At 32.4% G+C, this 20,250-nt stretch carries 17 protein-coding genes, 1 pseudogene and 1 other annotated feature; of the genes and pseudogenes, 3 read left to right on the forward strand and 15 right to left on the reverse strand.

Annotation, left to right across the window (positions count from 1 at the left end):
* Nucleotides 1-9: 9 nt before the first annotated feature.
* From DES33_RS01600 to DES33_RS01620, 5 genes and pseudogenes are all read right to left on the reverse strand, one after another.
* Nucleotides 10-471 carry a CtsR family transcriptional regulator gene (locus tag DES33_RS01600; RefSeq protein WP_002835572.1) on the reverse strand — a complete coding sequence of 154 codons (462 nt, stop codon included), beginning with the start codon at nt 469-471 and terminating at the stop codon, nt 10-12.
* Between the two features lie 158 nt (nt 472-629).
* Nucleotides 630-887, reverse strand: a complete 258-nt coding sequence (locus tag DES33_RS01605; protein ID WP_227930580.1) for a type I restriction endonuclease subunit R, EcoR124 family — start codon at nt 885-887, stop codon at nt 630-632.
* Nucleotides 888-1,055: 168 nt separating this feature from the next.
* Nucleotides 1,056-1,514 (reverse strand): Csac_0668 family 2Fe-2S cluster-binding (seleno)protein, encoded by a 459-nt coding sequence (locus DES33_RS01610; protein ID WP_486320521.1) that lies wholly within the window; start codon nt 1,512-1,514, stop codon nt 1,056-1,058.
* A gap of 43 nt (nt 1,515-1,557) precedes the next feature.
* Entirely contained in the window at nt 1,558-2,085 is a 528-nt protein-coding gene (locus DES33_RS01615) for a thioredoxin family protein (RefSeq protein WP_002841437.1), read from the reverse strand.
* Nucleotides 2,086-2,384: 299 nt separating this feature from the next.
* Nucleotides 2,385-2,567, reverse strand: a pseudogene (locus DES33_RS01620) (N-6 DNA methylase); the annotation flags it as partial.
* 475 nt (nt 2,568-3,042) lie between these two features.
* On the opposite strand from DES33_RS01620, the gene DES33_RS01625 reads away from it, so the two are divergent.
* Together DES33_RS01625 and DES33_RS01630 are read left to right on the forward strand one after the other, a co-directional pair.
* Complete coding sequence (locus DES33_RS01625) at nt 3,043-4,290, forward strand: PDDEXK-like family protein (RefSeq protein ID WP_110057912.1); 1,248 nt, start codon at nt 3,043-3,045, stop codon at nt 4,288-4,290.
* A gap of 70 nt (nt 4,291-4,360) precedes the next feature.
* Entirely contained in the window at nt 4,361-4,606 is a 246-nt protein-coding gene (locus tag DES33_RS01630; protein ID WP_094224380.1) for a 7(1) septoil knot domain-containing protein, read from the forward strand.
* Nucleotides 4,607-5,014: 408 nt separating this feature from the next.
* Here the strand turns inward: DES33_RS01630 and DES33_RS01640 are convergent, their stop codons facing one another.
* The 10 genes from DES33_RS01640 to DES33_RS01685 all read right to left on the reverse strand — a co-directional run bounded on the left by DES33_RS01640 (nt 5,015) and on the right by DES33_RS01685 (nt 17,534).
* Nucleotides 5,015-5,956, reverse strand: coding sequence for a 2-keto-3-deoxygluconate permease (locus tag DES33_RS01640; RefSeq protein WP_094224379.1), 942 nt, complete (start codon nt 5,954-5,956; stop codon nt 5,015-5,017).
* A 15-nt stretch (nt 5,957-5,971) separates the two neighbouring features.
* On the reverse strand, nt 5,972-7,156 hold the full coding sequence (locus DES33_RS01645; RefSeq protein ID WP_094224378.1) for an amidohydrolase: 1,185 nt from the start codon (nt 7,154-7,156) through the stop codon (nt 5,972-5,974).
* A gap of 252 nt (nt 7,157-7,408) precedes the next feature.
* Nucleotides 7,409-8,524, reverse strand: coding sequence for a 5-methyltetrahydropteroyltriglutamate--homocysteine S-methyltransferase (locus DES33_RS01650; RefSeq protein WP_094224377.1), 1,116 nt, complete (start codon nt 8,522-8,524; stop codon nt 7,409-7,411).
* A 23-nt stretch (nt 8,525-8,547) separates the two neighbouring features.
* Nucleotides 8,548-9,390: a MetQ/NlpA family ABC transporter substrate-binding protein gene (locus DES33_RS01655; protein WP_094224376.1), complete on the reverse strand. Its 843-nt coding sequence runs from the start codon at nt 9,388-9,390 to the stop codon at nt 8,548-8,550.
* Between the two features lie 11 nt (nt 9,391-9,401).
* The gene (locus tag DES33_RS01660) at nt 9,402-10,058 is read right to left on the reverse strand and encodes a methionine ABC transporter permease (RefSeq protein WP_094224375.1); all 657 of its coding nucleotides are present in this window, start codon (nt 10,056-10,058) and stop codon (nt 9,402-9,404) included.
* A complete protein-coding gene (locus DES33_RS01665) occupies nt 10,058-11,062 on the reverse strand; it encodes a methionine ABC transporter ATP-binding protein (RefSeq protein ID WP_094224374.1) in 1,005 nt (334 codons plus the stop codon). Before DES33_RS01665 ends, DES33_RS01660 begins: the two co-directional genes overlap by 1 nt.
* A gap of 50 nt (nt 11,063-11,112) precedes the next feature.
* Nucleotides 11,113-11,371: a binding site (T-box leader), on the reverse strand.
* A gap of 99 nt (nt 11,372-11,470) precedes the next feature.
* Nucleotides 11,471-12,538, reverse strand: coding sequence for a hypothetical protein (locus DES33_RS01670; RefSeq protein ID WP_110057913.1), 1,068 nt, complete (start codon nt 12,536-12,538; stop codon nt 11,471-11,473).
* Between the two features lie 5 nt (nt 12,539-12,543).
* Nucleotides 12,544-15,072 carry a ribonucleoside-diphosphate reductase subunit alpha gene (locus tag DES33_RS01675; protein ID WP_110057914.1) on the reverse strand — a complete coding sequence of 843 codons (2,529 nt, stop codon included), beginning with the start codon at nt 15,070-15,072 and terminating at the stop codon, nt 12,544-12,546.
* Between the two features lie 168 nt (nt 15,073-15,240).
* Entirely contained in the window at nt 15,241-15,846 is a 606-nt protein-coding gene (locus DES33_RS01680; RefSeq protein WP_110057915.1) for a P-loop NTPase family protein, read from the reverse strand.
* Between the two features lie 2 nt (nt 15,847-15,848).
* Complete coding sequence (locus DES33_RS01685) at nt 15,849-17,534, reverse strand: hypothetical protein (protein ID WP_110057916.1); 1,686 nt, start codon at nt 17,532-17,534, stop codon at nt 15,849-15,851.
* 188 nt (nt 17,535-17,722) lie between these two features.
* Here DES33_RS01685 and DES33_RS01690 point away from each other — a divergent pair, with 188 nt between their 5' ends.
* Nucleotides 17,723-18,415: a DUF554 domain-containing protein gene (locus DES33_RS01690; protein WP_249033604.1), complete on the forward strand. Its 693-nt coding sequence runs from the start codon at nt 17,723-17,725 to the stop codon at nt 18,413-18,415.
* Nucleotides 18,416-20,250 lie beyond the last annotated feature (1,835 nt).

Below are 20,250 nucleotides of genomic sequence, written 5' to 3' on the forward strand. Positions count from 1 at the left end.
TAATCACCTCTATCTCATAAAAGCCAATAACATATTCTTCAATAAATCAGCCCTCAGAATATTCCTGTCATTAAAATCCACCTTCGACAAAGTATTATCCTCTAAAGCGTGAACCATAACCAAAGCTTCCCTTTCAGTTATCAATTCCTCATCCAAAAGCATATTAATAATATTATTCGACTTATCCTTTGTAATTCTATCTCCAATAACATTTTCGACAATCTCCTTAATCGGATTACTGTCTTCAATTGTTAATTTTATTATTTTAACATATCCACTTCCACCGCGTCTACTTTCAATATAATAACCCTTGTACGGAGTAAATCTAGTAGTCAGAACGTAATTAATTTGCGATGGAGCACAATTAAACTGATTGGCAAGATCATTTCTTCCGATTTCGATGAAATCATCGTCAGTGTTACTCAACAACTGCTTCAAAAAAGCTTCAATGCTGTTACTAAGCCCTGCCATACTATCACCTCTTTTGACTTTCTCTGACTAATTAAATAAAAAAATTTATCTTTCTTAAATTATACCATCTTTGACCTTTCACTTCAACAAGAAAATCCTACAACATTTCTAATATTTTCAAAATAAAAAGGAAAGCTATTAAAGCTTCCCCAATTAAATTATATTCCCACAAAAACTTCTACAATTTTTTCTATTTTTGTTAGTACAATTTGTTTTTTCTTTTCCCTTGCACCTTGTCTACGAGATGTTGGTGGCAAGATTTTATCCAATCCAGTACCAGCATAATCCACGAAACCTTTCGCAATTGATTTGTTGATAAAATGATATGCTCCTTCTTTTAATTTTTCTTCTTCAACAAGAACTTTGCCATTCTTTATCTGTAAAACCTTCCATATATTCTTCGTAGCTTTTTTCAAGAATAATATTTACACTGTTTTCATCGTCAAAAGTTTTTATAGCATCTTCTGTAGCCTTTTCCAAATCCCTGAAACACACAATATTTCCAAAATTTTTAATTCTATAGTTTTTTATTATTTTTAATTTTATTACTGTTGTGACGTACTTTATAAATTATGTGTTGCAAACTATTCTTTGCTATTTAATGCTCTATTGATGGTTTCTTGAATAAGAGGACTACAGCATTTACCCAAAGGATTGTTAATTTCGCACTTTCCATTTTTCATTGCCCCTGTAAGTCTAATAATATCTTTAATATTCTTTGCACCATCATCTAAAACAGCGTTTATAATTTGTTGCTCTGTAACTTGGTTGCAATAGCATATATATTTGGGATTTGCATTCTTTTTAAACCATATAGGAACTTTTACCTCTTCCTTATAAAAAACTCTTTCATTGTTTATGTTATAATACACGACATCACAATCTTCATTCATACATAAATAGTAAGTTTCTTCATCTACAACCTTTCCCCTAAGGTTTTCTGATACCATATGCTTTACAGTTATATTCTTAACCTTTTCTCCTATTTCGTAACATTTGGGGCAATTTTCTTTTTCTTCCACTGTACCAGTGGTTTTTTGTATTGAACCTCAGCAAGATTGATTTATCTTATTTTCTTGACTCACTTTATTTCCTCCTTCCTAAATAAATATTATTTCTATAGTTAATCAAGATATCTAATACCTCTTTCAATGTATCTACAATATATTCTCCCTGTCGGTATCTCCTTTTCTCTACTATAACTCGAACTTGGTCCTTAGATTCAACCACATCTATTATTCTTTTAGGATATTGAACCCATTTCCCTATCTCCTGATATTCTTGATTCATAATAATAAATGTTGGTGTAATAACTTTTTCATTAGGCATAAACTTACTGTAACTATCTGTATCTATTACTTTAAGTTTTATATTTTCATTATTTTTTTCTAACCAATGAACTACAGGAATATTAATTATAGAATCAATACACCAGTTTTCTCCAATCGCAAGTATATTAAATTTGCTTGTTATACTACTAACCTTTTCTAAATATCTCTCTAAATTTAAATAATTTCTTATCGCATTATTAGCATAATTCTTATATCTATCCTGAGCAGTATCGTAAAATTGTTGAAAAGTAACTCCAGAGTTAAATATTTGCTTGTATTTCAAATTGTCACTTCCTCCTAAAAAAGTAAGTTACTCCATATAATTTACTTACTATTTATCTAATTAAATTTTACCCTTTGCTCTACTAAGATATTCAACTTGAACATAACTATACTGATGCGTAACTAACTATTACCTTAAATATGATTGTATTAGATAATTATCAACTATTCAAGAGCTAATGTCCTTACCTCTCATGCACTGCTCACAGCAATTAGACCCTAATTACTCTAAGCAATGCACGAAATATATTTAGTTAAAGTTCCTGAAACCGTTGATTTATTAACACAAACTGCACCCATCACTATTATGACACGTTCCCCACATGTCGGATCGTATACTTTGTTAATGCTTGTTTTGCCGTCCATTACAAGCTTTGCCAAAAGCTTTGACACTGTTTGTGGAGTGAAGAATTCTCCTCCTGATTTTCCTGCATTACTTGCATAGTTGGATATCAAATATTCGTATGCGTCTCCTATGACGTCTCCATTTGTTTTTGCAAAGTTAAGTGTGCCAGGGTCAGCATTATTTTGGAAATTATTTCATTTTGCTTTTGGGGGCCGGCCTAATTTTTTTAACAAAGGTATATGTCTTCAAATAAGTTTTCTTAGGCTGGGTCTGATTGTTCCAGGTCACGAAAGCCTTGTTGCAAATCTTCTAGTGAAATCTTTTATTTTTTATTTCCTTGACTAGGGCGCCAAAGTTTTTGGTAGAGCTCTTGTGTCCTGATCATTGTATACCTCCGTCTTTATTTTTTTCTTATGTATAAGACTTTATTTAATTCAACCACATAACTTTACTAAATATGCTATTACAAACCATTTTAATACATTATGCAAAAAGGTTTATTAAAAGGATCCTTTGTCTTTTGCTAAATTAAAGACTATAATTATACTAACATGATTTAATTGATTACAACACAACTGAAATCCAGTTATAAATATTTTTTAAGGGGTTTTTATGAATAATTTTTTTTACGAGCTAAAATTAATCTACAACAAATACAAGCTTTTGGATAAGATGAAGTCGGATTTTAATATTTTTTCCCAACTTTTAAATCCCTATGATGAGGTTAACCTCCACTCCAAACTTATTTATTCGATTTTAAACGATTGCAAGTTTAAAAAAGAATTTATGTTGAGCTTTTTAAAGACTACAGACATAATATCAGCTGATGATGTAAGTCCTAATGATTTTAAAATCATAGATGTTGAGAGAGAAAAAATTTTTTCAAATGGACGATTGGACTTATTTATTTCTTGCAAGGTCAAGGATAAAAATTATGTAATCATTATTGAAAACAAAATTTTTGCTCGTGACCAATATGAGCAAATGGACAGGTATATAGAATTCGCTAACAATTACCAGGCCGATATCAAAAAAGTTTTTTACTTGACTCTTCTTGGCAATGCTCCATCTGAGGATAGTGCAAGCAACTTAGACCAGGTAAATTTGATTTCCTATGACAATGAAATTTTAACCTGGATTGAAAATTGTATTAAAATTTCTGCCCGAGAGCCTGCCCTTAGGGAAGTGCTTATTCAGTATGCAGACTTGTTAGAAAAAATAACTGGAAAGGATGTAGATTACACTATGGATGTTAAAAACTTTTTATTGGAATCCCCTGAAAATTTTAATATGGCAAACAGCATACAGCCTGCTATCATCGATGCCAAGACAAACCTACAAATGAGGTTTTGGACTAAACTTGAAAATTCTCTAGACGAAATGTTGAAAAATTTCCCTGACCTCAATTATAGAAAAGTCGATCGAGACGAAGACCTTGGGCCATTTAATCCTTGGTATTCTGAAACAATTATAAAAAATTTCTATCACAAGGCTAAAAAAACATCTTATTATGGAATTATCTACAGTTTGGGCCAAGTTAAAGATATTGGGGAACTATTTTTAAAATTTGAATATGATAGAAACTGGTATTTATACTATGGGCTAAGACTTCAAATCAAAAATATAAACACAGAGTCCAAGTCATATGAATTACTTAAAAACAAACTTATAAGTAGTGATTATAAATTTTCAGATTGGTGGTTCGGATGGAAAAGTATAAAGGCAAATGAAAAGGACATTAATTTCACTGATATGGACCCTGACCTTGTATGTATTCTAATGGACGACGATAATCTTGATAATCTAATTAAAAAGATTACAGAAAAAGTCGAAGCCTTTATCCATATAATTGTAGATTAATCTTGTCTTATTTTTAGTTTGTGTAAACAAGCTAAGATTAAATAAAAATTTTATTCTGAAAAGAGCTATTATGAGCAAATTAAACAAATCCTATTTTCAAACTCTCAAGGGCAAGAATCTTGCTTTCAAAGAGGTAAAGTCGGGCGAGGATATTTCCGTCCAAATCGTTAAAAACTTCCCTGACTTCAAGGTGCAAGTTTTAAAGAGCAGGTCTTTTATAAAGGATACGATTAAGGTGAAATTCATTGAACATTTCCTAGATGTAAAAATCCAAGTTGTCGATAAATTTGGCGACTTCTCAATCTACATGCAATAATTTTACAAGCAAAAAACGGTGGATAACCACCGCTTTTTTATTTGCTTTTTATTTTTTCCTTATCCACGGAAGGATTCTATTTACTTTTTTACAGTATTCGATGTATTCTTTGCCGAATTTTCCGCGCAACCATTTTTCTTCTGTCGCTGTCATTAGTTTGTAGCATTCAAAGGAGACGCCCAAATTTTTCTGTGAAGTTCCGCTCTTTGTGCTGATTCGTTATTTTCATTTGATACTACTGACATTTTCATCTCTCCTATTTATGTTAATTTCTTATTATGTTTTTTAAAATTTTATGTAATATTTCATTTTAATTATATCATATAATTAATTGACTATATTGTGTTTTATCTTTATTTTCTTGCAATAAAAAACCAACACATTTTTAAAAATGCGTTGGCTTTTGTTTTATTTATTCTCTTCTTTTTGTTTTTCTCCAGTGTATAGTTTATTGCACAAGAATGGTGAAACAAACGATGAAATTATTACGCCGAATGTTACAATGGCTGCTGCTCTTGGTGCATAAACTGTTAATGAAGGATCATTTGCTGCCATTATCATTGGAATACTTGCAGATAATCCTGCAATTGTAGACAATCCACCTGCGGATACTCCATCTCTTTTCAAAACTTTTCTTTCGACAAATAGCATTGGCAAGAATATCAAAATATAATAAACTACTGCCATTATTACTCCTGAAAATCCTGCTTTGACTGCTTCAAATAAATCGATGCTATTACCAACAGACCAACCTAGAGCAAAAATCATGAATGGCATTCCTGTTGAGATAAATTTTCCCAAATCTTTGTCTATATTTCCTATTGCAACTCCTAAAACCAATGGAATTACCAATGAAACTATTGACATGTAATCCACACTTGTCGGTTGAGAAAGTCCGAAAATAAGCATTGCTATGGCTGGAGTTGCAAAAAGCGATATAAATCCGAACGCTGACATGTCAACTTCATCTCCACAGTCTTCCATTATTGCCAAGAACAACGAAGGATTTAGTGATGTTAATGTACAAATAAATCCTATTAAACTAATTCCTAAAACTCCTTGCATACCAAAAAATTTGAAAAACAAAATTGCAAATAAAGCTGTAACTGCTGTTCTTACTAAAATTAATAGTCCATAGATTTTAACCACACTTTTGATACTACTCAATTTGACTGTACAGCCAGATATAAATATTGTAGCTCCTAAAATGAATCCCAAACTCGATGGGCCAAAGAACGATTCAGTTACTCCACCGATTTTGAATAGATTCGGGAAAAATGTATGGATTAATGCCGATATCATCATCGGCACTAATAACGTTCCTCCAGGAATTTTTTTCATTAATTTCATAATAAAATCCCCCTTTTATTTTTCGTTCAAATACTTCAAAGCCACAGCTCCCATTGCCTTTGCTGCGATAATCATAGAATCTTCGTTGATTGTGAATTTTGGATGGTGATGTGGATATGCTTTGCCATCTGGTTTCGCTCCAATATAGAAGAAACTTGCTGGAATTTTTTGTGAATAATATGAAAAGTCTTCTGATTGTGCTTGTGGACCACAATCTTCAACGCCATCAACTTCAGGAATGTTTGCTTCTTTTACAGCATCAACCACAAGTTGTGTCATTTCATCGTCATTCATCAAAACTGGATAATCATTTTTGTAATCCAATTCGATTTCACAACTATATGCCTTTGCCAATCCTTCGCAAATATTTTTAACTTCTTTTTCTATAAGTACTCTTGCATCATCAGACATGCATCTAACGTCTCCTTCAAGAGTTACTGAGTCTTTAATTATATTAAATTGACCTTTACCATCAAATGAACCAATAGTTACAACGCCTGGAGTCATTGGGTTTAGTCTTCTTGAAACAATAGTTTGCAAACTCATAACCAAATTACTAGCAATAACGATAGCATCATTTGCTTCGTGAGGTGCAGCGCCGTGTCCACCGGTTCCTTTTACTGTCGCAACGAATTTCGCACGAGCTTGTTGTGTAGGACCCTTGTGGTAATAGACTTTCCCAAAATCCAATTGACTCATGACGTGACATCCAAATATATTATCAACGCCATCCAAAACGCCATCTTTAATCATAAAACTTGATCCTCCTGGTGGCATTTCTTCTGCTGGTTGGTGAATGATTACAATTTTACCGGAAAAATCATCCTTCATTTCTACCAAACAATCTGCCAAAGTCATCATATATGCAGTGTGTGCATCGTGACCACAAGCATGCATTACGCCCTTATTTTTAGAAGCATAGTCAAGTCCAGTATCTTCTGTAATTGGAAGTGCATCAAAATCTGCCCTCAAAGCTACAGTTTTTCCTGGCTTACCAGAGTCAATCGTAACCTTTATTCCATATCCTCCGATATTTTTTTCAACCTTTACATCATTGTTATTTTCATAGTGCTTGTAAATATATTCACTAGTTTCCTTTTCTTCATAAGAAAGTTCAGGATGTTCGTGAAGCCATCTTCTGTCATTAAACATATCATCTTTCTTTGAATCAATCAAAGAAAATAATTTATCATAATTCATATAAAATTCCCCCTTCTTACTTCTATATATACCCAATTTTTGATAAAAATTATCCATTGGGAATGTTTAAGTTTAATTGTCGACTGCTTTGAAATCAAAAATAAAGTCCTAAATTATTGGTCAGTCTGTCTAAATTATATCCTCAATTTGTTCTAACCTATGAACACGTTGATATATTAACAGTATAATAACATAAAAAATTACAGGCAATTTTCATTGCCTGCAATTTATAAAAATGAGATATATGATTACTTATTTTCCCCAAACTTTTTCAGCTATTTTTTTGATTAATTTTAGTTTTTCCCATTGTTGGTCAACTGTTAATATGTTTCCATTTTCGTTAGATGAAAATCCACATTGTGGACTTAGACACAATCTATCAAGAGATATGAATTCAGATGCTTTGTGAATTCTAGCGATGATTTCATCTTCGTCTTCGAGTTGTCCTCTTTTTGATGTGATAAGTCCAAGTACAACTTTTTTATCTTTCGAAACGTATTTCAATGGTTCAAATCCGCCGGATCTTTCGTCGTCGTATTCAAGATAAAATGCATCTACGTTTTCTTGTGCAAATAATATTTGTGCGATTTTATCGTAGGCACCACTTGCTGCATATGTTGATTCGTAATTTCCTCTGCAAACGTGCGTTGTTATTGTCAAATCTTCTGGTCTGTCTTCAAGTGCTAAGTTATTAATTCTCAAATATTTGTTAGCTTCATCATCCAATGAAACTGATTCGCCGTATTTTCTGTTGATATAATCAGAATCTACTAACATTCCCCATGTGCAATCGTCAAATTGTATGTTTCTGCATCCTGCTTCATACAAATCCTTGATAACTTGTTTGTAAGCCCTCGCGATATCTTGTTCCAACTTTTCATAATCTGGATAGATTTTTTTCGTAATTTCTGCATTATCTTCTCTGAATAATTCTACAAGTAATTGTGCTGGTGCAGGTATGGTTTGTTTTGCGATTGTGTTTTCATCTTCGAATTGTTTTACGAATTTGAAATGTTCTACAAATGGATGATTTTCGCCTGTGATTTTTCCTTCAACTTGTACTGATGTATGGTAAGTTTCCTTGCCATGGAAATAATATCCATGGTCAAGTTCAACTCTTTTTATTCCGTTAAGTCCCCAGAAGAAATCCAAATGCCAGCTTTTTCTTCTGAATTCTCCATCAGTTATTACGTGATAGCCCAATTCCTTTTGTTTATCAATTAATTGTTTGATACATTCATCTTCAATTTCTGTTAGTTCTTGTTTTGTGATTATTTCTTTTTCGAAGTCCGATCTTGCCTTTAGTAATTTTTCATCTCTCAAGAAACTTCCTACATAATCATATCTAAATGGTACGTGTAAACTCATTTTCAATCTCCCCCTAATTATTTCTATTTTGCTGGAATTATTTCTCCATCAAATTTTTCTTCAATATATTTTCTAACTTCGTCTGATTGGAATGCTTCCAATACTTTCTTGTAAGTTTCGTTGTCTTTGTCTTCTTCTCTTGCAGCTATGATGTTTGCAAATGGGTTTCCTTCTGATTTTTCGATTGCAATAGCATCTTTCTTTGGTGATAATTTTGCTTCTAATGCAAAGTTTGAATTGATTACAGCAATTGCAGCGTCTTCGTATGCTCTTGGAATAGTTGCTGCTTCTACAGCTGTGAATTTTAAGTTTTTAGGATTTTCCGCAATATCTTTTTCAGTAGCTTCTAATCCTGCATTTTCTTTTAATTTGATTACTTTGTTATCTTCTAATATTTTTAATGCTCTTGCTCCATTTGTAGCATCGTTAGGAATTATAACTTCGTCACCGTCTTTTAATTCATCTAAAGATTTGTATTTTTTAGAATATATTCCCATTGGTTCCAAGTGAACTGCTCCCAATGATACTAATTTTGTTCCTCTTTCCTTGTTGAAGTTATCCAAGTAAGGAATGTGTTGGTAGAAGTTCAAGTCAATATCTTTTTCTTGAAGTGATGTGTTTGGTGTTACATAATCATCAAATTCTTTGATTTCTAGTTCAATTCCTTCTTTTGCTAAGATTTCTTTTGCTTTTTCTGCTATTTCTTTGTGAGGTGCTGGAGATACTCCAATCACAACCTTCTTGTTTTCTGTAGTTTGTGATTCTTGTTTTGTGCTTTGTCCGTCTTCTTTTTTGCTTTCTTTTTTAGCACATGATGTTAATACCAATGCTAATGCCAATACTACTAATAAAATTTTCTTTTTCATTTTTACCACTCCTAAATATTTTTTTTGTTTAATTTATTTGAAATTTTTGTACCTGATATTTGTACAATTTCAACCAAGATTATAATTACAACTACTGCCCACAATAATACTTCTGTGTTAAATCTGTCGTAGCCGTATCTTTTTGCCAAGGCTCCCAAGCCTCCTCCACCGATTGTTCCTGCCATTGCAGAATATCCAATCAGTGTGATCATTAAGTTTGTTATTGCCAACACTAATTGTGGCAATGATTCTGGAATCAATACTTTTGTCAATATGTTAAAATTACTTGCTCCCATTGATTTTGACGCTTCAATGATTCCTCTATCCACATTCAAGAATTCTTGTTCGAATAATCTCGCCAAAAATGGAATTGCACCGACTGTCAATGGAACGATGGATGCTGATGTTCCTATTTTTGTTCCGACAATCAACTTGGATAGTGGAAGTAATACAATCATCAATATGATGAATGGAAATGATCTTGTAATGTTAACTATTACATCCAACACAGCGTATAGTTTTGGTTTTGGATTAAGTCCAGATTTTCCAGTTGTATATAAAATAAGTGCCAATGGAAGGCCAAATAAAATTGTGAAAAACGTACTAACTAAAATCATGTACAATGTCTCGCCTGTGGCTTCTAATACCAAATGTAATAAATCATCCATTATTTAACCTCCTCTACTCTAATATCATTTTCTGTCAAAAAGTCTTTTGCTTTTTGTATATTTTCTTTGTCACCGATAAGTTCAACCACTGTGTATCCAACTCCTGTGGATTGAAGTTTGTTGATATTTCCAGATATAATACTAAAATCTATTCCGGAAATTCTCGCTGCTTGTGATAATATCGGTTTGTTGTAAGACTTCTTGGAATAAGTTAATCTAACGACATCTCCCTTAAAATCGTCAGTTATTATCTCTTCTTCATCCTCTTCTACAAGCTTTCTGATGAAGTTTCTAGTAACATCTGTTTTTGGATTTTTGAATAATTCTTCTACAGAATTTTCTTCGATGATTTTTCCATTTTCCATCACTGCAATCCTGTCACAAACATCTTTTGCAACTTCCATTTGATGGGTTATCATTATTATCGTCGTTTTGTATTTGTCTACTGATTTTCTCAAAATCTCCAAAACTTGTTGCGTGTTTTGTGGATCAAGTGCGCTTGTAGATTCATCTGACAAAATCACCTTAGGATTTGTGGATAATGCTCTTGCAATTGCAACTCTTTGTTTTTGTCCACCTGATAATTGGCTAGGATAACTTTTTGCTCTATCTCTGAGTCCAATGAAATCCAACAACTCGTTAACTCTTTTTTCTATTTCATTTTTTGGAATGTTTTGAAGCTTCAATGGATAAGCAATGTTTTCGTAGACATTTTTTTGATTAAATAGATTAAAATGTTGGAAAATCATGCTAATTTCTTTTCTTGCTTCCAATAATTCCTTTTGCTTCAACGATGTTATGTCAACATCATCTATTATTACCTTTCCACTTGTCGGTTCTTCCAATCTGTTTAGAAGTCTTACAAGTGTCGATTTGCCAGCTCCTGACAAACCAATTATTCCGTAAATTTCACCCTTATTTACTTTGAAACTTACATCATCAACTGCATTAAATTCTTTCTCACTTGTATTAAAAGTTTTCTTCAAATTTAATACTTCAATCATACTCTCACCTCATTTTTATAATAAAAAAAGCCCTTATGTGACATTCATCACATAAGGGCGAATATATCCGCGTTACCACCTTATTTTTAAATACATATATACATATATACATATGCATTTTCTCATTGTTCAGTACGTATTCATACCTAGCACAAGATATCGGATGCAACCGGAAAAGTTTAAAAGCAAATGCTGTTCGACTTTTCTAACTCCAAGACCATTTTCAACAACTATTCTTTATCTCATTTCACCAAACTGAGACTCTCTGAAAAAGCATTCATTGTTCACTCTTCTTATCAACGTTAATGTTTATTTGTTTAGCTTATGGATATATAATACACGCTCCAAAAATATTTGTCAAGCTTTTTTTTAAAAAACTTTTAAAAACTTTTTATCATTTAATTTTAACTACTTAAAGTACGGATTTTTACGCAAGTTATCCAGTAATTGCCCGTAAGTTGTCCAACCCAATCCGAGATCAGAATACTTTGCGTAAGGATTGTCGATGCTGTAGTGCCCATCGCAAAATCCTTTGTTAACCAAAATAGGTTCACGAACTTTTGAATATCCAGTGTATAGTTGGTTTTTGTCACGTTCTACCTCTGGTAGTATTTCCATAATAAGTTTCGGTCTATTTTGAAATCCGTAATCTTTTGCGTTTTTGTGAGAAATCGTAGAGTGAGTAAAATCCAAGAAATACATCTTGCCATTTAATCTTGCTCTGTCGATTGAATGATTTCTGTATGGATTGGAAACTTTGTCCAACACATCGTCCGGCATTGAATCCACCCACCAAATTTCAGAATAAATTCCGCAATTATTTAGCACATCATTGGCAAGTTCACTGAACGAATTACAAGTTCCTTCTTTGTTCAACAACAAATCACAACCAAATGTCGATGAAAGTTGTGGATCGTATCTGTAATCGTCAATCAAAACTTTCGCCAAATTTTTCACCGTTTCAAAATCATCCTCGGCTTTTACTTTTTTCGTTAACTCGTTTAACTTGTCGATGTATTTGTAAGTGAATTCCAAGCTATAAGGCTCATCTCTGAAATCTTCGTTCAACACCGATTTTAATTTCATGGAGAAGATTGGTTTACCGATTGACGAATCTTTTACGAATTTCATATCGCCAACTACCAAATTATCTTCGGCAGTTTTCTTATCGTTCTTATCGTATTCATTCATGAAATTTTCGACTTGCGATTTGTCATTTCCCAGGAATACTATCTCTTCTTTGCCACGTGTTTCGTGCAATTTTTTGATGACTTTGATTAATTTGGCCTTCGTATCCACGTATTCATCGTAATTTATAGACGAATCAATTTCGCTTGGCTTTTTGCCATTTAAATCGTCTTTTGGTTGAACTTTTTCTACTGGAGCTTTAGGTTCAACTTTTTCTTGCTCTTTGTTACAACCTGTAACTCCAAGTACAAGCGCCAGGCTCAACATTACTGATAATAATTTCTTCATAAAAATTATGCACTGCAGCTATCGCAGTCCTCCACTTCTAATGATTTACTTCTAACATAATAGATGGATTTGATTCCTTTTTCCCACGCTCTGATGTAGATATTCAATATAGTTCTCATCGTATAATCAGTCGTAATATAGATGTTCACGGATTGTCCTTGGTCGATGTGGCGTTGTCTTATACTTGTAGCATCTACAGTTATATTTTGGTCCAATTCGTGGGCATTTTCGTACAACCAGAATGTTTGTGGGCTAAGTCCTGGTGCAACACGTGGGACAATTGTACCCTTCTTTTCTTCGAGGAAATATCTGCTCATTACAGGGTCTACTGCCGCAGTAGTTCCTGCTATTATAGATGTAGAACCAGTTGGTGCCACTGCCATCAAATATCCATTTCTCATTCCATTTTTCTTAATATCATGGTATAATTCGTTCCATTTTTCAGAATTGTAATCTCTTAATTTGAAATATTCACCATTTTCCCAATCAGAACCTTCAAAATATTCGTAGGATCCTTTTTCCTTGGCGATTTTATTACTTGCCTTGATAGCGTAATAATTGATTTTTTCGTACAATTTATCTGCAAATTCCAAATGCTTTTCAACATCCGAATACATAATATTGTTTTTTACTAAGCAGTGATGATATCCACTTGTTCCAAGTCCGATTGGACGGTATTTTTTGTTAGTGTACTTTGCGTATTCCAGTGGATAGAAGTTCAAATCAATAACATTATCAAGTCCTCTAACCGCTGTTTCCACAACTTCTTCTAATTCTTCATCATTGTTCACATCAATATTTCCCAAAACAAGAGAAGCCAAGTTGCACACAACAAAATCCCCCGGTTTTGTTTTTGTAACGATAATATCGTCTCCGTCCTCTGTTTCTATAGTTTCACTAATAGAATGAATTTCGCTCATATTTTGCATAATTTCTGTACACAAATTAGAAGAATAAATCATTCCCTTGTGTTTGTTTGGATTCATTCTATTTACAGTATCACGGTTGAATGTGAATGGAGTTCCTGTTTCTGTCCATGATTTTATAATAAGTCTTACCAAATCTTTTACTTTTATGCTACGTCTGGAAATACTTTCGTCAAGCACACATTCGTTGTATCTTTTTTCCCATTCGTCTCCGTAATAATCTTCCAAGTTATATCCTTTTTTCACAGAGATTTCGTGTGGGTCGAACATATACCAAGTTCCGTCTATATCGTCACGAATCATCTTCCAGAACAAATCAGGGTAGCAAACAGATGGGAACACATCGTGTGCCTTCATTCTGTCATCACCGTTGTTTGTTCTAAGTTGCAAAAATTCCAATATATCCTTGTGCCACACATCCAAGTACACAGCTACAGAACCTTGGCGTACTCCCAATTGATCCACTGCAACAGCAGTATCATTTGCAAGTTTAATCCATCTGATGACTCCACCTGCAACACCTTGGAAACCACGAATGTCGGATCCATTTGCACGAACTTTTCCGAAATACAATCCCATTCCACCACCATGCTTAGAAACTTGTGCGAAATTATTTATCGAACGATAAATTCCTTCCAAAGTATCAGGAACAGTGTCTATGAAACAGCTTGACAATTGATTGAATGGCTTTCTGGCGTTACTCATCGTAGGAGTTGCCACAGTCACTTTCAATGTGGACAAATTATCGTAGATCTTCTTTGCCCAATGAATTCTATCCTTTTCTTTAAGTGCCAAATGCATCGCAATCCCCATGAACATTTCTTGTGCAGATTCCATCACTCTGTTGTCATGAGTTTTAATCAAATATCTTTTTATAATCAAATCCAAAGCACTGAATGTGAATAACTTATCCCTGTCGTCATCAATGTATTTTTCCAATTCGTCAATATCATCATCAGTATACACTTCTCTGATGTATGAACCATACAATCCTCTCTCATCCAAAAACTTAATCTTTGATTTAAAATCTTGAAGATCGTATTGAACTTCTAACTTCTTAATATTTTGTTTCAAATTATAATTCATAAACAAAGATGCAATATATTCCCAATTTGGAGCTTCCTTACTAACAAGTTCCCCAGAAGCTTTCGACAATAAATTCACCATATCGTATTGTGACAGATTAGGCTTAACAAATGATTCAAACTTCAAATACAAATTCTCAATCGAATACCTAGTAGAATCGTAGTGTTCTTGAATATATCTAATGATTTCGATGACATCTTCATCTGTGATAAATCTTTCGAACTCTTCGATAACTTTTCTGTCTGTGGTATGTTTTGCACGATACAAAATAAAAGATTTTACAACCTTGTATTGACCGTGATCAATCAAAGTCAATTCCACCAAATCTTGGATTTCTTCCACAGTAACCACATGATTTTTCGGATACTTGTTCACAATAGTGTTTTCAATTTCTTGTGCCATAGCTTCCAGTTCATTTTCCTCTGCGTAAATTCCTACAGAAGCATAAGCTTTTTTCATGGCTAATTTTATCTTCAATCTATCAAAATCGACAATATTGCCATCTCTCTTTTTTATTTCCATTATTACTCCCTTTTATCGTGTATATAGTGGATTATAAAAACCCAACTACAATTTATAGTATTAATTCCTATTAAATATTACCACAAATCTAAGTGAAATAACACTGAAAATATAGTATTAAAATTTTTCAAAAAGCTAAAAATATATAATTTTAATAAAATGTTCAAATCATTTTACATCAGAAATGCTACTCTTGCCTAGCTTTAAAATCGGTAAATCATCAACTAATTTTTTCTTCTTGTCACACAAAATAATATAGTTAATATTCTTCTCATCAAACATCTGAGTAAGTTTTCTCATATTTTTCTTAGCAAAAATTTTTGTGTAATTATTGTAATTTTTTATAATCACAAACTGACTCTGTGCCAACACAACCTTCGCATAAAAAAGTTTGATGATAGTATCATCATCACATTCTTTTAACTTATTATCCAAATCAACATTCAGACTTTCATTCAAACTCTCAATTTTCCTGTAAATTGTCACAGGAGACATCTTCATTGAACGCAACACCAACGACAAATTATCGTACACATTCAAATGAGGATATAACATAAACTCATCCACAACATAAAATCCACGGTACTTCGATATCACATTGTTTGAAATCTTTCCATCTATTAACATATTCCCATTTGCGTATTTTACATTCATTAATACAGCTATGAACTTATCCAAAGTTATTTTATTTGAAAAAACCTGACAATTCTGAGAGATTTTCCCTGTCAAATTTTCAAAATAATTCGTACTATAATTTTCAAATACAATATCCATAACTACCTTCTAACCCTAATCTTAGTTATAATATCCCAACACAAATTGACAACAGAAAATATCGCCACAATTATAAAACCTATCAAGTAATAATAATTACTGTTAAGCTTTCTTACAAAAAATATGAGAATATCCATAGCGCCTTCATTGTAAATATCAACCATGTGAGAAAAATACACTCCAGTGAAACAAAACATCACATAAAAAGCCATAAAATTCAACAAAATCGTAACCAGATTAACCTTATTAGAATAAATCGGAAACACAACCCGTCTATAATACTCAAACTTGTTCATATCGTCATTGTGCATCAAATAATTGATATTATTAGAGAAAAATCCTATTCTTTGCATTGAATACACATTGTAAGCTGTGACTATACCTGTAAGTAACCAAAAAGTCAACCTGAAAATTAACATCAAACTTTGGTCGTGGAGTACGTATTGGTTAAAAATTCCAAATATTTTCGTAAACACAAAATCATTTGGAAACATCAGCAATGCAAACAGTGATGCAATTGACATAATACACATGAAAAGATTCAATTCCTTGTCAACTCTGGAGAAAATCCTCCACACAATCAAAGATACAATCTCTCCAATCGAAAACACCATCACACTAAGTAGAGCACACGCACACACTATCTTCAAATCAAACTGAATGTAAAATCGTTCGTAATTTTTCAGAACAAGTGTCAAATCCTCTCCCAAAACAGTTGCAATCACAACAAAAATATTAAAAGCAGCAACTATTCCACACAGTATCCAGTAAATAAGTTTAATATTATTAATGAAAAATCCTTTAACCTTTAATTTTATGTTAATAATCGACTCTCTAAAATTATTCGGACGAATTCCTTTATTAATATCTCTGACGATTTTTTTATAATTTACTATATTGATAATTTCCAAAACGACCAATATGCCAATAATAAACTCATCCAGTTTATCGATATGCGTATCTCCAATGAGAATGAACACACTCGCCAAAAATATCGCAATCATAATCAAAAACTTATACAGTTGATTGAACTGAAGCTGTCCCACACCAGGAATTAAATATAAAGCCTTGAATGTTGTATCGTAATCTTTGGGATCAACCTTCATATTTTTTCTCAAATCGTACAAATCACGCCTAAGCTTGTTCACCTCAGTATTTATTCTCTTTTTGTACACTTGCTTCAGGCTTCTCTTAACACTGTACAAATACACGCTATCCTTTGAATACTCACTTACTATGAACTCCCTTTTATTTTTCGATTTAAGATGAGCTCTTTTACTTTTCTTATCCGTGTCTTTTGAATTATCGCGTGAAAATTTATAACTCTCTATAATTTTCTTAAGATAAAACCTAAAATTAAATCCTTTTTCTATATCTCCAGAATTTTTGATAGCATCGTCCAGAAAACTCATATCATTTTCCATATCTTGAAAATTCTGAATGATTTCATCGCATCTTTCTTCTACAAGTTTATTCTTAGTGTATATGTAATTATACTGAGAAGATACATCCTTATATTCCTCATAAAAATCAATCTTAGATTGAGCTATGAATTTTTCCACAAGAACCCTATTTAACAAACTGCCATTGTGATGAGGAAGACTGTGCTTGAATCTGATGACAGAATTATCCAGTTCTTTGAGGAAATTTATCTCTTTAGTTTTGATTAATTCGATTTTTTCGTTCATATCGAACTCCTAAATTTTACAAATTATTGATATATTTTTGCTCATTTGATATGTAGCTTTTATGCAGATTATTTTATTGTGATATAATATTTACATATTTTTACCACTTTCAAATATTACATTGTTAATTAATAAAAATATTACTTTACAAATTGAATAAAATATATTATCATATTTCGTGGAGGATTATGATGTTTTACATATTAATAAATGTTGTAGCGGTTGCAGTCGCAGCCTTTTTGGGAAGACTTCTAAAATCTTTCCTACCAAAAAAACTAATAAAAAGTATAATGGACGTTGTCGCCGTTTGTATATTAATAATGGGAATACAAGGAAGTGTCAAAACGAATAATTTTATTTTTATGTTGATTTCCTTAGTTATCGGTGCTATAATAGGTAACGGTCTTGATTTGGACAAGAAATTAGCTAACCTTGTAGAGTATTTGCAAAACAAAGTTCCAGACTCATCTGGCTCGTCCATGAAAGGCGCTATTGCATTAATAATGCTACAAAATATCGGATCATTGGCAATCCTTGCTCCATTGAATTTAGGATTAAGCGGATCCGCTGACATAATGCAATTTAAAATAATATTAGACGGTATCACAACATTTTTGTTCTCAGCAACATATGGATTAACAGTTGCACTGTCAGGCGTTGTTGGACTTGTGATGAACACACTAATATTTTTATTATCAACATCACTAAGCAAAGTCTTAGTACCAGAAGTAATTGAAAACATCTCCGTAGTAGGATCATTGTTGATAGTCCTACTTGGTATAGATATGCTAGAAATCAAAAAATTCAAAATCATGGATTACATTCCAGCAATATTTATTCCAATATTTTGGTTTATCATCAAACAATTACTTCACATCTAAATTAGTTAATAAGTTAGAGGGGAAAACTCTCATGCCTTCAAAATTTTCCAGAGTTGACTCCCCTTACTCCTTTCTTATATGCGCATGATTTTAAATCATGTGTTTTTTTTATTATACCTCATTTCGAGAAATTTCAAACAAAATCATTTTTTACAAATTTTTTTAAATATTTTTCAAAAAAACTTCAAAAAAGTGTTTAAAACATTTTTCAGTGGGTATATATATACTACAATAAAAGATATCTAAATTGTAGAGCAGAACTGTTACTTTAGTTTATTGATTCCGATGAAAAGGATATATAAACAAAAATCGCAGGAATACTACCCGTTTTATTTGAAGACAAATAAAACTAGAACCTTTAAACATTTAAACTTAAAACATTAAAATTTAAAATTTTATCCTAAGTATCGAAAACTTTAGTTAATTAAAGATTTAAAGATTGATTCGTTATATCTTGAAAAGCAAGTTTATCTGATAGATTACTATTAAGGAGTGGATAAGGAAATGATCGAACCAAAATTTCAGTTTAAGTGCAGTTTGCTCGGAAAATAAGAGTTGTTTCAGAAGATGGAAAATGACTCTTATTTTTTGTGTCCATTTTCTTTCACTTCCTTCGCCGTAATTTTTAAAGAAGACTATCTGTTTTTTGATTAATTTTATGCTTTTTATATTTTGTTTTATTTTTTTTATTTCTTCCTCATGTGTGCCTTGCAATTTTGTCTAGCGACTTTTCTCAGCAATTCTCCATCCTTATCCTGCAATCCATGACTTTCGCGAAACCTTCAAGCAAACAATCGAAGCTCACTAATATCATCATATAAAATTTAATGCTTCTTATGAGCGACGCTTCGAACGATGAAATCTTCAGTTAAATTTTCTTAAAAGAAGATTTCTGAAGTGAGGCTGAGCGATTGAGAACATTAAATTTTCCCCTAGATATTTGTGCGAGATGTTTGCGTGTTTTTTGACCTACGTGTGTCTTGCAACTGTTGTCTTTCGAAAATTTTTTTATCATTTTCCATCCTCTCCCTGCAATCATCAACACGGCGAAACCTTTAAGCAAACAATCGAAGCTAAGAATATCATACGGAGAAAATAATCATAAATTCAAGCGAAGGGAGCCGTTAAAAAATTGTGCTGTTTGAGTGCGTAGCACGAGTTCACAATTTTAGGTTCACAAGCTTAGAATTTATTTATTTTCGTAGTCTAGATATTCGTGCGAGATGTTTGCTTACTTTCTGACCTGTCTGTGTCAAGCAACTGTTGTCTATCGAATTTATTTTTACCATTTTCTATCCTTTTCCCGCAATCTCAAAATCAGCGAAACCTTCGAGCAAACAATCGAAGCTAAGAATATCATACGGAGAAAATAAGCATAAATTCAAGCGAAGAGAACCGTTAAAAAATTGTGCTGTCTGAGTGCGTAGCACGAGTTCACAATTTTAGGTTCACAAGCTTAGAATTTATTTATTTTTGTAGTCTAGATATTCGTGCGAGATGTTTGCTTAATTTCTGACCTGTCTGTGTCAAGCAACTGTTGTCTATAGAATTTATTTTTACCATTTTCTATCCTTTACCCGCAATCTCAAAATCAGCGAAACCTTCAAGCAAACGATCGAAGCTAAGAATATCATACGGAGAAAATAATCATAAATTCAAGCGAAAAGAGCCGTTAAAAAATTGTGCTGTTTGAGTGCGTAGCACGAGTTCACAATTTTAGGTTCACAAGCTTAGAATTTATTTATTTTCGTAGTCTAGATATTCGTGCGAGATGTTTGCTTACTTTCTGACCTGTCTGTGTCAAGCAACTGTTGTCTATCGAATTTATTTTTACT

The organism is Finegoldia magna, from assembly GCF_003182075.1.
Taxonomy (GTDB): domain Bacteria; phylum Bacillota; class Clostridia; order Tissierellales; family Peptoniphilaceae; genus Finegoldia; species Finegoldia magna.

Bases quoted from the DNA above. Each gene is read 5' to 3' on its own strand.
- DES33_RS01630 (WP_094224380.1), top strand. From the start codon at position 4,361: ATGAGCAAATTAAACAAATCCTATTTTCAAACTCTCAAGGGCAAGAAT.
- DES33_RS01660 (WP_094224375.1), bottom strand. From the start codon at position 10,058: ATGGATGATTTATTACATTTGGTATTAGAAGCCACAGGCGAGACATTG.
- DES33_RS01650 (WP_094224377.1), bottom strand. From the start codon at position 8,524: ATGAGTTTACACGTACCATTTAGATATGATTATGTAGGAAGTTTCTTG.
- DES33_RS01665 (WP_094224374.1), bottom strand. From the start codon at position 11,062: ATGATTGAAGTATTAAATTTGAAGAAAACTTTTAATACAAGTGAGAAA.
- DES33_RS01600 (WP_002835572.1), bottom strand. From the start codon at position 471: ATGGCAGGGCTTAGTAACAGCATTGAAGCTTTTTTGAAGCAGTTGTTG.
- DES33_RS01655 (WP_094224376.1), bottom strand. From the start codon at position 9,390: ATGAAAAAGAAAATTTTATTAGTAGTATTGGCATTAGCATTGGTATTA.
- DES33_RS01645 (WP_094224378.1), bottom strand. From the start codon at position 7,156: ATGAATTATGATAAATTATTTTCTTTGATTGATTCAAAGAAAGATGAT.
- DES33_RS01690 (WP_249033604.1), top strand. From the start codon at position 17,723: ATGATGTTTTACATATTAATAAATGTTGTAGCGGTTGCAGTCGCAGCC.
- DES33_RS01670 (WP_110057913.1), bottom strand. From the start codon at position 12,538: ATGAAGAAATTATTATCAGTAATGTTGAGCCTGGCGCTTGTACTTGGA.
- DES33_RS01680 (WP_110057915.1), bottom strand. From the start codon at position 15,846: ATGGATATTGTATTTGAAAATTATAGTACGAATTATTTTGAAAATTTG.
- DES33_RS01640 (WP_094224379.1), bottom strand. From the start codon at position 5,956: ATGAAATTAATGAAAAAAATTCCTGGAGGAACGTTATTAGTGCCGATG.
- DES33_RS01625 (WP_110057912.1), top strand. From the start codon at position 3,043: ATGAATAATTTTTTTTACGAGCTAAAATTAATCTACAACAAATACAAG.
- DES33_RS01685 (WP_110057916.1), bottom strand. From the start codon at position 17,534: ATGAACGAAAAAATCGAATTAATCAAAACTAAAGAGATAAATTTCCTC.
- DES33_RS01675 (WP_110057914.1), bottom strand. From the start codon at position 15,072: ATGGAAATAAAAAAGAGAGATGGCAATATTGTCGATTTTGATAGATTG.